Annotated in this window: 11 protein-coding genes; 9 read left to right on the top strand and 2 right to left on the bottom strand. The window is 44.0% G+C overall.

Annotation, left to right across the window (positions count from 1 at the left end):
* Positions 1-159 precede the first annotated feature (159 nt).
* The 4 genes from MSG38_RS02155 to MSG38_RS02170 all read left to right on the top strand — a co-directional run bounded on the left by MSG38_RS02155 (position 160) and on the right by MSG38_RS02170 (position 5,532).
* Complete coding sequence (locus tag MSG38_RS02155) at positions 160-1,569, top strand: DUF3404 domain-containing protein (RefSeq protein ID WP_248400882.1); 1,410 nt, start codon at positions 160-162, stop codon at positions 1,567-1,569.
* Positions 1,547-2,194, top strand: coding sequence for a response regulator transcription factor (locus tag MSG38_RS02160; RefSeq protein WP_248400883.1), 648 nt, complete (start codon positions 1,547-1,549; stop codon positions 2,192-2,194). Before MSG38_RS02155 ends, MSG38_RS02160 begins: the two co-directional genes overlap by 23 nt.
* On the top strand, positions 2,194-3,006 hold the full coding sequence (locus MSG38_RS02165; RefSeq protein WP_248400884.1) for a DUF2861 family protein: 813 nt from the start codon (positions 2,194-2,196) through the stop codon (positions 3,004-3,006). The genes MSG38_RS02160 and MSG38_RS02165 overlap by 1 nt, the downstream gene beginning before the upstream one ends.
* 102 nt (positions 3,007-3,108) lie before the next feature.
* Positions 3,109-5,532, top strand: coding sequence for a glycoside hydrolase (locus MSG38_RS02170; protein WP_248400885.1), 2,424 nt, complete (start codon positions 3,109-3,111; stop codon positions 5,530-5,532).
* A gap of 68 nt (positions 5,533-5,600) precedes the next feature.
* On the opposite strand, the gene MSG38_RS02175 is transcribed toward MSG38_RS02170, so the two are convergent.
* On the bottom strand, positions 5,601-6,503 hold the full coding sequence (locus tag MSG38_RS02175; protein ID WP_050650481.1) for a LysR family transcriptional regulator: 903 nt from the start codon (positions 6,501-6,503) through the stop codon (positions 5,601-5,603).
* Between the two features lie 128 nt (positions 6,504-6,631).
* Here MSG38_RS02175 and MSG38_RS02180 point away from each other — a divergent pair, with 128 nt between their 5' ends.
* The 5 genes from MSG38_RS02180 to MSG38_RS02200 all read left to right on the top strand — a co-directional run bounded on the left by MSG38_RS02180 (position 6,632) and on the right by MSG38_RS02200 (position 12,751).
* Entirely contained in the window at positions 6,632-7,696 is a 1,065-nt protein-coding gene (locus MSG38_RS02180; protein ID WP_017066726.1) for an HlyD family secretion protein, read from the top strand.
* Between the two features lie 3 nt (positions 7,697-7,699).
* Positions 7,700-9,250 (top strand): DHA2 family efflux MFS transporter permease subunit, encoded by a 1,551-nt coding sequence (locus MSG38_RS02185; RefSeq protein WP_248400886.1) that lies wholly within the window; start codon positions 7,700-7,702, stop codon positions 9,248-9,250.
* A 276-nt stretch (positions 9,251-9,526) separates the two neighbouring features.
* Complete coding sequence (locus MSG38_RS02190; protein WP_248400887.1) at positions 9,527-11,116, top strand: response regulator; 1,590 nt, start codon at positions 9,527-9,529, stop codon at positions 11,114-11,116.
* On the top strand, positions 11,110-11,442 hold the full coding sequence (locus MSG38_RS02195) for an Hpt domain-containing protein (protein WP_048660260.1): 333 nt from the start codon (positions 11,110-11,112) through the stop codon (positions 11,440-11,442). Before MSG38_RS02190 ends, MSG38_RS02195 begins: the two co-directional genes overlap by 7 nt.
* Before the next feature lie 412 nt (positions 11,443-11,854).
* The gene (locus MSG38_RS02200; RefSeq protein ID WP_050620843.1) at positions 11,855-12,751 is read left to right on the top strand and encodes a sigma-70 family RNA polymerase sigma factor; all 897 of its coding nucleotides are present in this window, start codon (positions 11,855-11,857) and stop codon (positions 12,749-12,751) included.
* Between the two features lie 194 nt (positions 12,752-12,945).
* Here MSG38_RS02200 and MSG38_RS02205 read toward each other — a convergent pair whose 3' ends face one another.
* Entirely contained in the window at positions 12,946-13,299 is a 354-nt protein-coding gene (locus tag MSG38_RS02205; protein WP_017072193.1) for a hypothetical protein, read from the bottom strand.
* Between the last annotated feature and the right edge of the window lie 23 nt (positions 13,300-13,322).

The following is a 13,322-nucleotide window of genomic DNA, read 5'->3' on the forward strand; positions in this document are numbered from 1 at the left end:
ACTTCAAACAAATGATACTTACTGTATTTTTACTTTATTATTTAAAAGCATGACCCACTCGACAATTTGTTGTTAAAGGAACACTTGTTGACATTCAGGTTACAAATCGCACCCAAAACTCTTTAGACTCGCCCCACGACTTTTAACGAGAATGATTGGATGCGCAGGTTTACATTAGCTCTTTGCTTGATCTTTTGGCTCCCAACTCTAGCCAATGCCCAAAGTTTGCAAGATAAGTGGCAAACTCTGTATCAACTGAGCTGGCAATCATCTCCAATCTTAGTATCTCAACAAGAGTTGGCTCAATATCCGAAAGTTCTGCTTCATGAACGTAGCCGCTATCCTGATTTCAACCAATTCAGTTGGGACGACATCGCAGCGTTAGCGTCAATACAAGATCGCTGCCGAACGATTGAAAGCAATAACCCTTCATTACATGACGCCATCGAGTTTGAGCTCGCTTTGTGTCAGCAACAAACATTGGATTCGATTTGGTTTGCTGCACACTCCAAACGACACCCTGCCGGTGGCAGTTTTGCTGATCGTTATTTAGCAGCTTACCCAGACGTAAGCGAGCAAATACGCCCGTTTTTGAGCATTACCAACCCACAGCACCCTCTATATACAAAGCTAGAAGCGCTAACTGCTCAAGGCAGAGAGGCATTGCTCAATGGATACCGCGCTTGGCAACAAGATGATGTGCTTTGGTTAAGTGGCGAACAAGGCTGGAAAGCCATTCCCTTAGATGTTTGGCAACCTATCGCAGAGCAACAAGAGGTATCTTTGGCAGGTGAAACCTGTACTTTTCGTTACAGCAACGTGTGTTTAAGCGAGCCTAGCAATGACAACCTGATCATGAAAACCTTGATATTTTCATTGCTGTTAACGTTGCTTTCTGGCCTCGCTAGAGTCTTATACCTAAGAACAAAACAACGAAAAGAGAGGCAGTTTGTCTTACAGCTTCTTACTCATGAACTGCGCACACCCATTACTAGCCTAGGCTTAACCGTCGAGATGTTCAGAAATCGCTACGATGACTTTTCGGATGAAACTCAAAGTGCGGTTTGGCGTTTAATATCTGACTATCAAAGGCTCTCTCAGCTCACCGAAAACAGCAAAGTGTACCTAAGTTCGGATCAGTCAGAGCCTTTGTTAAAGCAAAATGCATCATTAGAAGAGTGGCTCGATCATGTATGTGAAAAGCACAATATTTCTTATCAATGTGAAGCGCGTGAAGTTGAACTGAACCTTCCCTATTACTGGTTAACCATCTGCTTGGATAATCTAATCAAGAATGCCAAACAACACGGTAAAGGTAAGGTTTTGGTAAAGGTCGAACTCGGAGACAAGCTGACTATTGAGGTACAAGACGAGGGGCACTTCCCTTCGCCGATACAACGACTCATGTCTCGTGTCACGCCAAGTGAAGCGCTCAAACTGGATAACATGGGCATTGGCCTAACTATTGTCGAACACTTGATGAAACAAGCGAATGGCCGCCTCATTATTCTTCGTAACCCAACCCGATGTATTTTGGAAATTGCTTATGAACACCCTACTGCTGATTGAAGACGACCAACTGCTTGGACAAGGCCTCGTCAGCTTCTTTGAATCCAATGGTTACCAATGCCTTTGGGCGAAGGATTCAGAGAGTGCCAGTAAGCAATGGTTTCGAGCCGATCTTGTGATACTGGATCGACAGCTTGAAGATGGTGACAGCTTACAACACCTTCCAAACTGGTTACTCCTCAAAGCACTACCGGTGATTGTGTTAACCGCTAAAGTAGAAGTTCAACAACGTGTTGAAGGCTTAATGGCGGGAGCCAAAGATTACGTGACTAAGCCATTTTCGAACGACGAATTACTTGCTCGAGTCATTACCCAGCTTCGTCCGTCAGGTGTGAGCCTCTTAAATTACGCAAATATCCAAATCAACTTGTCGGAACGGAGCGCTTATCTGGATGAAAGCCCAATCACGTTGAAACCTAAGGAGTTTCAGCTATTGGTACTGTTTGTTCAGAACCAAAGCCGTGTGTTTCACCGAGATGAGTTACTCAATAAGATTTGGGGTTATCAGGCCTTTCCTAGTACCCGAACTATTGATAATCACATACTGCGCTTACGCCAGAAGCTGCCAACATTGAATATCGAAACACATCGCGGCGTTGGTTACCGCTTGGCCGGGGAATCATAATGAAAGTTACTTCGTTAGCCGCACTGCTCTGCACATTGCCGCTCGCAAGTCATGCGGCATGGTTTACTGACACGCCATTGCAGCACACCTATCAATCGTTGCTTGATGGTCAACCTCAAGTTGCGTGGCAAGAGCTACAAATCGCACTCGATCAACAAACACTCGATAGTGAGCTTTGGCTGCCAGTCAAACAAGAGATACTGAGCCAGACTCAATGTGGAACCTCACTAAAACAAAGTGCTGAGCCGAAACACCACATCCAAGTCAGCTTCATTCGACGCTATGGCCTGTCGTCGCACGGTTATCAAATCAAAGTCTCTGCCGAGCAACTCAACAAACGCTTAGAAACCCAAACTCTTTCTTTGGTATCGCCTAAAGGTAAAGCCCTTCTCGATGGGCAACTCACTTACAACAATGAGTATCAGGAGATTGAAACCAATGAAATGTTCATCAAACCCGAATCCGGTGTTTATCAACTAAAGATAGGTTCAAACCACTACCCTATTATTGTCGCTTTAAATGACGGTAATCGATGGCTGACGCTCGAGAATAAACTCAGCGAACCACATATCGTGCTCTCGCCTCCAAAGGTGATCGACAACTGCCCTGACGCTAATGTGAGTTGGCAATGGTTTGATGAAGACTACAACCTGCTGGGTTACAAAGTGCCAATCAAAACAGCGCAAGCACCCGTACCCACAGAAAGTCCACTTGGAACCAAAGCCAAGCACTTAAGTGCCTCGGTTGAAATGTTTGAATACCAAGGCGCTATTGAAGTCCAATATGTGCAACGCGTCGCCGTGCCTTTCTAATGGAACACACTAAAGCCAAACAGAAAATAGAGACATATAGGTGACAAAGCACTAGCGCTACTTAGGTGTAATAACCGTACTTACCCTTTACGGAATCTAGATATGCTCAGCGTACGTCACCCACTCAATCTTTCTACTTGTGCCATTGTGGCTCTAACAACAGCTTGTCTGTTTTCATCCAACGCACAAGCGAGTCAAATAACGCTCACCAGTAATAGCAGCGTTAGCGGCAGCAGTATTCGCGACAACGCTAACGCCACTAGCAGCAATACCGTCTCTATATCATCGAATACTCTAGAGATAGATTGGAACGGCTTAAGCGTTAACAGCGCTGCTCTCACTGTTGATAGTAAACCACAGAAAGCGACCAATCTGGTTATTGGCTTTTCCGATAAATCTGACTCAGCAAAAATCGCCACTTGGACCTTAGTACCCAGCGGGATAAACGTTGAGGCAGAGCTTAATCAAGACCAGCTCACTTTTCAGTTCAGCTTGCCTTCAAATATTCAGGTGAAGCGAAACGATCCCATCGAGTTGACGTGGTTTGATCTTGCAGAACAACAAACTCAGACACTATTTCTTCCGTTTAGTGAAGGCATGCGCGTGCCTACTGACAACAAACTTTGGGCAAGTTATCTCGTCGGCAACCATTCTGGAAGCAACACTACTCAAGACTTAAAGATGCCTTTTTGGACGGTACAGCAAAACAATCATTTCATTAGCTATCAAATGGTTAATGCAACCAATAATCAACTGCTCTTTTCAGAGGCATCCTCTGATACCTCATCTCATTCAAAGGCCAAAATTGATATGAAGGCATCACACCAATTTACGATGCTCAATCAATCACAGCCTTTTATTGTACGTATCACCCTTGGAGATTCGTGGTTAGATGGAGCGAAACACTACCGCGATTGGCGCATCGAAAATGCCCTTTCTGAAACACTGGTTGCTAAACAAAAACGCAATCCAGATGTGAGTAAGCTAATCGGCGCGAGCCACGTTTATTTGTTTGGCAAAGATCCACTAAGCGTCCAAGATGTAAGCGACTGGTGGGGATTGAAAAGCTGGTATCTAAAGGGCTCTAAACTCAACGTTTCCAAGGAAGCAAAAAGAGAGCTTTCATCACTCTCCAAGGGTAAAGATTGGTTCAGTCAGTACCACAAACAGTTATTGTTGGACTCTATTAGCCAGTCGTTGCAGGTGTTATTTCCAATCGGTAATCCGACACTCGAAAACAACACGATTAAAGCTCAATACGTGGCAGTGCAGAATAAGAAAAATTGGTTGGTTGAACACGCCTCCCCCTACCTAAACTCGTCAGACACTTGGGGACAAGCGTTGTCTTCAGATATGGTCGCCAATCTAAATAAGGCAGGTTTAAACAAACTGTGGCTAGGATTCGATAATTGGACGCCAGCATTCTATCAACCTAACGCCGTGGCTATGGCAAAACAGTCCGGATATCTGGTCGGTACTTACGATTCCTACAACACCGCCATTCCTGCGAAGCTCAATGACAACTGGCTAACCGCTCAATTACCAGAGCCAATGCGTCAGAGTTGTGCCATTGAACTAGCGGATGACAGCCTAAAAAAAGGGTTTCGAGGTAACGGATTCTATCTTAATCCGAGTTGCCATTTAGATTACGTAAAACAGCGCGCTCAAGACATTATGAGATTCGGCAACTTCAACAGCTTGTTCTTAGATGTTGATGCAACCGCCATGGCACGTGAAGATTACAGCGGCTCTATGGACAATCATATCAATAGTCATAGCTACAGCAATGGAAATGGCAATACAAACGAGTCGGACATGCTTTCTGCCTTCAACAACCGAATGCAGTGGCTAAGCGAGCAACCATCGTTAGTATTAGGATCTGAAGACGGCAACAGCCTAACAACAAAAGGCATCGCGTTTGCGCACGGCTTAGAAACGGTTGGTTTTGGCTGGACAGATAAAGACATGAAAGAGAATCGCCGATCTCCCTATTACTTAGGTCGTTGGTACCCAGACCACAAGCCTGACTTCTTCTTTAAACCCGCCGAGGTTAAAGAGCCCTACAAGTCGCTAGTGTTTTCGCCACAATATCGAATTCCGTTATACCAAGCCGTTTTCCATGATGAAGTAATCAATACACACCATTGGCATTCAGACAGCCTCAAGTTCACTAATGTGAGAGCAAATCGAGACTTAACCGCCATGCTGTACAACACGCCTTCGATGGTTCACTTGACCAGAGACGAAGCTTTATCAAGTTCAAGCCCAAGAATCAAAGCACTCAAACACTATCAAGACGGCTTTGAACCAATGCACGAACAGTTATGGGATAAACAGTTAGTCGATTTCGACTGGTTAGATAAAAACGGCGATGTTCAACAAACTAAGTTCAGTGACGGGAGTACAATCATTGCCAACTTCTCTAACAAGGCATTTCGCCACAACGGTATCGATATTGCTGGCCTATCGATCAAAGCTATATTGGCGAATGGGCAAGTCGTCGACTGGCAGCCCGATCATAGTTAGCTTCGATACGGTTTAGACAATAACGAATAATAGGAAGCCTAAGCACTTAACTGCTAAGGTTTACCCCGTTACTTTTGCTTCCTATTTTGAAAGGCAGTCAGTAGATAGTCGATAAAGACCTTCTTACGTTTCGGCATCAACTGCCTGTCTGCATACACTAGGCTTACTGAAACTTCCGGCATCTCATATTCAGGTAACAAACGAATCAGCTTACCTGTCTTGAAGTGTTCCCGACAAATGAATTCAGGAAGCACTGCCAAGCCGAGCCCATCCACACACGCTGTTAGACATGCCGTGATGGTATTCACCCGCAACTGACACGGCAGATCGATCAAAATCGACTCTCCGCCTTCTAATTGTAAATGCCACTTGGGTAAACGCGCCGCCTTGTTCACCACCTCAATCATTCTGAATGGCGGTTTAAGATCATTGGGCGAAGAGATTTCATCGAACTGTTCTAAATACTCAGGGCTGGCTGCCAATACACGCTTTGATGTTGTGAGGTAGCGAGAAACCAAGCTCGAGTCCACTAGCTCACCAATTTGTGCGTAAAGATCGATCCCCTCCGCAATGATGTCGACTTCTCGATTCGACAGTTCTAAGTTCAAAGTCACGTTTGGGTGCTCTTTTAGGAAGCTGTGGATGTATTTGGCTAATACTTGATGCCCCAATTCGACAGGCAACACAACATTCAACTGCCCTCGGATCAAATCCTGATTGGCTGAAACCTCTAGCTCAGCTTGGTTCATGATCTCTTGCATCTGCATACTCGACTGATAAAAGCGCTCCCCCTCTGGCGTTAAGACTAAACTTCGTGTCGAACGAGTGATCAACCTCACACCTAGGTGCTGTTCCAGCTCGTCTAGCTTTCGGCTGACGGTCGACTTGGTCATGTTCAACGCTTCGGCTGCGTGCGTGAAACTCCCACAATCAACAACTTGTGTAAAAACAGTCACAGCATTTAAGTCCATCGTACTTCTCCCAAAGCGCTATTAGTTAGATTCTTGCAACAGTGTTTCCCTTTTTTCCTATCTTATCAATCAATCGAATTCATTTACAATTCGTTACATCTAAATAAAAACAAAATGAGAAAGAAAAAATGACAGAGAACAACAACGCTTCGCAAACAGTAAGCACAAAAAAACGTAAAAAAGCTCCGCTTATTGCTACTGCGATCATGCTGTCATTGGGTTTAGCCGGCGCTGGATACTGGTACGGCTATGGTCAGTACTTTGAATCTACCGACAATGCCTACCTACAAGGCGACATCACTAATATTAGCCCTAAGGTCTCTGGCTATATTGTTAAGTCTTACGTGAGTGATAACCAATCGGTTAAAGAAGGTGATTTGCTGGTTCAAATCGATGACCGTGATTACCAGTCAGCACTCGCTCAAGCAAACGCCCATTTAAGCGTCGTGCAATCAGACGTCAAAAATCTAGTGGCACAACAAACGTTACAACGTAGCAAAATTAATCAAGCAGAGAGCCGCGTTGATTCTGCACAAGCTGAATACGAACGTGCGATTCAACAAGTGGTACGTTCTCGTAGCTTACTAAAACGTAACTACGCATCTCAAGATGAAGTCGACAGCATGGTCGCACAACAAAAAGTGACTCAGGCAGATTTAGAAGAAGCAAAAGCAAACCTCGTTGCAACCAATGATCAATTAACCGTTATCGCTAGTGAGATTGAGCAAGCAAACGCATCAGTGACCGAAGCTCAAGCCCAAAGAGATCAAGCACAACTTAACCTTGATTACACCAAGGTTTACGCGCCAGCAGATGGTGTGATTGGTAAACGCAGCGTACGTGAAGGCTTGCTGATTCAAGCAGGCGCACCACTTATGAGCTTGGTACCAAACAACCAAGTGTGGATTGAAGCCAACTTCAAAGAGACACAGCTAAGTGGTATTCACAAAGGTCAGACGGTTGAAGTAGAGCTGGATGCGTTCCCGGGGCAGCCGCTTGAAGGTGTAGTAGACAGCTTCTCCCCTGCGACTGGCGCTAAGTTTGCGCTCTTACCACCAGAAAACGCGACCGGTAACTTCACTAAAATCGTTCAACGTGTTCCGGTGAAAATTACGATTCCAGATCAGCAAGAGTTGAAAGGTCGACTGCTCCCTGGTTTGTCTGTGGTAGCGACCATCGATAAACGAGGCTAGACCATGAGTAACGCTGGTGTTGTCACCCAAACTAATGATGATGACGAGGTTTCGAGACGCCATTGGATCGCCCTATTTGGCGGCTTGATTGGCGCGTTTATGGCGATCTTGGATATTCAGATCACCAACTCGTCTCTCAAAGATATTCAAGGTGCGCTATCAGCCACCTTGGATGAAAGCTCGTGGATCTCTACGTCTTACCTAGTCGCAGAAATGATCGCTATCCCACTCAGTGGTTGGCTTTCTAAAGCGCTCGGTAAGCGCCGTTATATCACCTGGACGACGGCCATTTTCACCATTTCATCTTTGTTGTGTTCGTTTTCTTGGAACATGACCTCGATGATTGTATTCCGCGCGATGCAAGGCTTCAGTGGTGGTGCTTTAATCCCGCTTGCTTTCTCGTTAGTGATTCAGTTATTACCTGTTAACAAACGTGCTGTGGGTATGGCACTGTTTGGCGTAACCGCGACCTTTGCTCCATCGATCGGCCCTACCTTTGGTGGTTGGCTGACGGAGAACTTCTCGTGGCACTATATTTTCTACATCAATATTCCGCCTGCTTTGCTCGTGATCACCATGATCAGATATGGCTTGGACGATGAAAAGCTCGACCTTGGCACGCTTAAAAAAGCAGACTGGTTTGGTATCGCCACCATGGCATTAGGGCTAGGTTGTTTGGAAGTGGTACTAGAAGAAGGTAACCGTGAAGAGTGGTTCAGTTCGAGCTTTATTGTTGGCTTGAGTATCGTCTCTGCTGTGAGTTTGGTTTACTTCGTGATAAACGAACTTCAACACAAGAAGCCATTGGTTAACCTGCGGCTATTGCGGGATGGGCAGTTTGCGATGTCCTGTATCGCCTATTTGATTCTAGGGATGGCGTTGCTTGGCTCTATCTATGTTCTGCCGATGTATCTCACTCAAATTCAGCAATATAACGCGATGGAAATTGGTGAAGTATTAATGTGGATGGGTTTCCCACAGCTTCTGATATTCCCAATTGTGCCTAAGCTAACACAGATTATTAAGCCTAAGTACTTGGTTACCTTTGGCTTCGCGATGTTCGGTTTTAGTTGTTACGTAAATACACACATGACAATCGATTTTGGCGGACAACAGCTGATTTTATCCATGGTTCTGCGTGCTATTGGTAGTCCGTTCATCATGGTTCCGCTGTCTTTGGTTGCCATGAAAAACATCAGTAAAATGGATACACCAGACGCATCAACGTTAACCAACGTGATGCGAAACTTAGGTGGTGCTTTCAGCATCGCGATTATCGCTACGCTATTGGATAACAAAACCCGTGAGCACTTGGCACACATCAAGGAATCGTTACCTTCCGTGAATCAACTTGGTTGGCAGACGCTTCAGCAACAACAAGCGTTTTTCATTCAGTCAGGAAGTGATGCGGCAACGGCGATGCAACAAGCGCAAGCAACCTTGCTCGGCACAATGCAACGTGACGCTGCGATCATGGCTTACAACGATGTGTTCTTAATGATGACAGCGTTCTTGGCCCTAGCCGCAGTCTTGATTCTAAACATGCGTGATTAGCGCAGGAGTTTCAGTAAATAAAGCTTCAGGCAAATAAAACCATTTCGAATAAAAACTCGATTAATAAAACAGAGAGGTGAGCTTATCGGCTTGCCTCTTTTTTATTTCTAAAACACGTATAACCCCACAAAAATCAGGTAAAAGTAACCTCCGTTTGAAGGATTTCATAAATGTTTTAATTACCAATAGTTTATTGAGTGTTTGTATGTGATATAGGCACCTTGACAATGTGCAACTTGACACCTAGATTAAAAATAACATTTGGTATTGAGGAAAATGGATTTGACCTTACCACCTGACCTACGAGTTTTAATTGTCGACGACTCCAAGAGTGCAACTATTCTTATAAAGCAGCAACTCTCGAGCTTGGGCATTTCACATGATTGCATCTTTATTGCGACCGACTATCGAAAAGCCATTAAAGCGGTCGAGACGCACTCTTTTCATGTACTCCTCATTGACTACCACTTAGAACAGTCTTTTACTGGCTTTGAGCTGTTGGGTATTCTGTATCGAAATCGCCTGATAGACCATACTGTGGCAACAATCTTACTCTCTGGGGATATGCGTCAGGAAACAGTATTAACCGCCCTTTCAGGTGAAGCACACCACTTCGTTTCTAAACCGATTAATACTCAAACGTTGGGTAAAAAGATCCAAAGTGCCGTGTCCGTTTCGAAGAAGCTCACGCAACTGAATGATTTATATCCAATTGCCAGTCAAGAGAGATTAACTCAAGCTTTGGCAATCTCCCCTAATGGCACTAGCGTCCAGTTCGAGGCGACATTGATTGAACATTTAATTGCCGGTAAGAAATGGCAGTTACTCTCTAGCGTCATTAACAACTCGAAAACCAACATGCACCCAACCAAATTGGTGGCTGAGGCGCTCATTCTCGACAGCTTAGGCAAGCCCAATTTAGCCATAGATAAGCTCCACAATTTTCTGATAGCGCAGCCACTCTCATTGAGCGTTATTGATTGCTTAAGCTGTATCTATGAAAAACACAAAATGCTGCTGCCTGCTCTTAAATTAGCGATTCGTGCATTTGAGATGACACCGAGTATAAGCCATCGTGCAATCAGGGCCATCGACTTAGCTGAGAACGCAGATAACACACATATGATCATAAAGTTAGGTGAAATGTATGCTACCCACATTTCAGCTGCTGATATTGATGTCATCCATTCCATTGGTGCGCACTTTAATTCGTTAAAAGCAACGTATCAGCGCGAGACGCAGCTAAAGTACAAACGTATTTTGCTTGAGCACGCCAACCAATTCACTGAGTTGGTAAACCTGAAACTTCCGGTAAAACAACAGCAGCAAGTTTTGGCCAGCCTTGCCCTATTTCAGAGCAGCATATTGCTCATCGAAAATAGCCCTCAGGTTGCCCACAAAAAAGTGATTAGAGCTTCGACCCTGTTAGCGAATAATTTCCACAGCCAACCGACTTACTTGCTCGCTCAACTATTACCACTGCTCGTCCACTTTGGTGAGTACTCTCTTTATCACTTAGCAGTGGAATGCCTAAAATCTCGGGGAGAAGCAGTAAGTCACAAACTTGAGTCCAAAAATGTCGACCCTTCAACGTGTATAAACATTGAAAACTTTGGGTCGATCCAGGAATTAAAGGACTATATTCACAGTTACCCATATTCAGTTGCCGCCAAACTTGACTATATATATGCCGTCCATAAAGCTCATATAGATGAGAAACTTAGCGACGACTATTTAGAAGAAATCTTACAATTAGAACTTCCTCCAAAATGGAACCAATGGATTAGTGATTCATCACGGTATGGTTTTTCCACTAAGCCGCCTAGCCCATTTTCAACATGCAGCCGACAGGAGTCCACATGCTAGACTTTGATGCTTTAAACGCCTATTTAGACAACGACAGAGAAGTCATTTACGCCGTTTTGTCTACATATCAAGAAGACCATGGCAATTCGCTACAAGAAATCGAAGAGTTGGTTCAACAACAAGATTGGGGCAAGCTTCATTTTACTGTGCACACCTTAAAAGGCATCTTAGCCAGTTTTGGGGAAGAAACGGCGACTGTTGCATTAGAAAGAGTAGAACAAAACACACTCAATAAGCTTGCGCCGCAAGCTGATGATCTTTCGGTTATCTACAGCGAAATGAAGATCATTAATCAACAAATTGATGAGGTTCTTAGCACTTATTAGTCGATAGAATTAAGACGTGCGTGGCGATACTTAATAGCCGATACAGCTAAAAGAGTTGAGGTACTTGGAAACATTGAACCTCGACTCTTGCCATTTTTTTCATCATACCCCCTCTCAATTATAGATCTAACCCACACCTATAAATTCACAGTATTTATCTAGACAAAGCAATGCATAACACATGCTTTATAAACCAGTCATCTTGATGTTTTAAATGAAAAACCAACACACTGGATGAGATGCAAAATAGTTAAATATTTGTAGATCTTTTTGTGACATAAACATACGAAATTGCATTTTATTTATTGGTAAAGAAGAAACTGTTATCTACACTCTAATGAAACCAAGCGTTAATCACTTGGTGGCATAATAATAAAATAAAACGTTCAGTCGGCTAGATAAGGACAAGGAAATGAACAACGATAGTTTTGCTGCGTTTCAGGGGCTCACGGATGAAACACCCATTACCGAATCATTTTCTACGAGTGCAGACCCTTATGCTCATTATCTGAAAGATATTGTTGGCATTGATCTGCTGTCGCGTGAAGATGAAGTGTATTACGCAAAATTGAATCGCGCGGGTGATAAAAAAGCGCGTGATGTTATGATCGAATCAAACCTGCGCCTTGTTGTGAAAATCGCAAAGAGTTACCTAAAGCGTAAAGGCAATAATTTCACCCTGCTCGACCTGATCGAGGAAGGCAACATTGGCTTAATTAAAGCCATCGACAAATACGATCCAGAACCAGGTTATCGTTTTTCAACCTACGCTGTGTGGTGGATACGCGAAAACATTGAAGCCGCACTCATGAACACGGGTCGAACCGTTCGATTGCCAGCCCACGTATGTAAAGAAATAAACAGCCTCGCCTCAAAAAAGCTCGATGTAAGCAAAAAAATGAGTAAAGAGGTTTCAATTTCTGAGCTATCAGACAGTTCAGGTGTTAAGGCCAAACGCGTCGATCAACTGGTGGCGTTAAGCGGGTTTATTGACGTGACGACAACGGTTGGAACTAGCCATGCGCCTATGGTGCTTGATCAATGCGAAAGTGAATATATCCCCGACCCTCAGCAAGATTGTGAAGATCAATCCTTTACCCAAGCTCTAGAACAAATCATCCATACACTTCCTCCAAAATTACAAAAGGTGCTAATCCACCGTTTTGGTTTCTTTGATAACAACGTGAAAACGCTGTCTGAGGTCGGACAAATGTTGGATGTGAATGTTTCTAATGAACGTGTTAGACAAATGCAGAAAGAAGCGGTCGAGAGAATTCAAAAACGACTCAAATTTGATGGTTGGGTGTAAGTCGTAACCCAGTTGAGAATTAGTTGAAAATAACGTAAGTAAAACAAAGATCCTTAAGGGTGAGCCTCAAAGCTTGCCCTTTTTGTTTGCCTGATTTGCTAGAAAAACAAAAAGATCGTAAGCACACGAACCCTAAGTCGCTAATGGCTAATGGCTAATGGCTAATGGCTAATTACAAGTACCAAAGCATTAACTTACCTTAGAGAAGTGACTCGCTCACTGCGCAAAATGAGATAATTGATATAAGTGGTTTCAAGACAATCTTGTTCCCACACTGATAAAATCCGTTTGGCCGCAAAATAATAATCTTTGTTTCTCAACAACATCCCAACGGTGCGGCTAAGCTTTTCGAATCGAACGTGATCGCTCGCAGAGATGTAGTCATCTTCACTTTCAATAATGGGTGCTAAACCATCAGCAAACCAATTATTCAATATTTCTCGCATCTCCAATTCGGACTCAGGCACATCCACACTCGACAACTCTCGATGTTGAGGTGGCGGCACTATGTACTTCGACGCTTGCGGTGAACTGACATAACGATACATGCCCTCACTCCTTTTCAACTCTC

The organism is Vibrio sp. 1CM24A (assembly GCF_023161725.1).
GTDB lineage: Bacteria > Pseudomonadota > Gammaproteobacteria > Enterobacterales > Vibrionaceae > Vibrio > Vibrio coralliirubri.

Coding starts and splice junctions, on each gene's coding strand:
- MSG38_RS02165 (WP_248400884.1), top strand. CDS start 2,194: ATGAAAGTTACTTCGTTAGCCGCACTGCTCTGCACATTGCCGCTCGCA.
- MSG38_RS02180 (WP_017066726.1), top strand. CDS start 6,632: ATGACAGAGAACAACAACGCTTCGCAAACAGTAAGCACAAAAAAACGT.
- MSG38_RS02160 (WP_248400883.1), top strand. CDS start 1,547: ATGAACACCCTACTGCTGATTGAAGACGACCAACTGCTTGGACAAGGC.
- MSG38_RS02205 (WP_017072193.1), bottom strand. CDS start 13,299: ATGTATCGTTATGTCAGTTCACCGCAAGCGTCGAAGTACATAGTGCCG.
- MSG38_RS02155 (WP_248400882.1), top strand. CDS start 160: ATGCGCAGGTTTACATTAGCTCTTTGCTTGATCTTTTGGCTCCCAACT.
- MSG38_RS02195 (WP_048660260.1), top strand. CDS start 11,110: ATGCTAGACTTTGATGCTTTAAACGCCTATTTAGACAACGACAGAGAA.
- MSG38_RS02170 (WP_248400885.1), top strand. CDS start 3,109: ATGCTCAGCGTACGTCACCCACTCAATCTTTCTACTTGTGCCATTGTG.
- MSG38_RS02200 (WP_050620843.1), top strand. CDS start 11,855: ATGAACAACGATAGTTTTGCTGCGTTTCAGGGGCTCACGGATGAAACA.
- MSG38_RS02190 (WP_248400887.1), top strand. CDS start 9,527: ATGGATTTGACCTTACCACCTGACCTACGAGTTTTAATTGTCGACGAC.
- MSG38_RS02175 (WP_050650481.1), bottom strand. CDS start 6,503: ATGGACTTAAATGCTGTGACTGTTTTTACACAAGTTGTTGATTGTGGG.
- MSG38_RS02185 (WP_248400886.1), top strand. CDS start 7,700: ATGAGTAACGCTGGTGTTGTCACCCAAACTAATGATGATGACGAGGTT.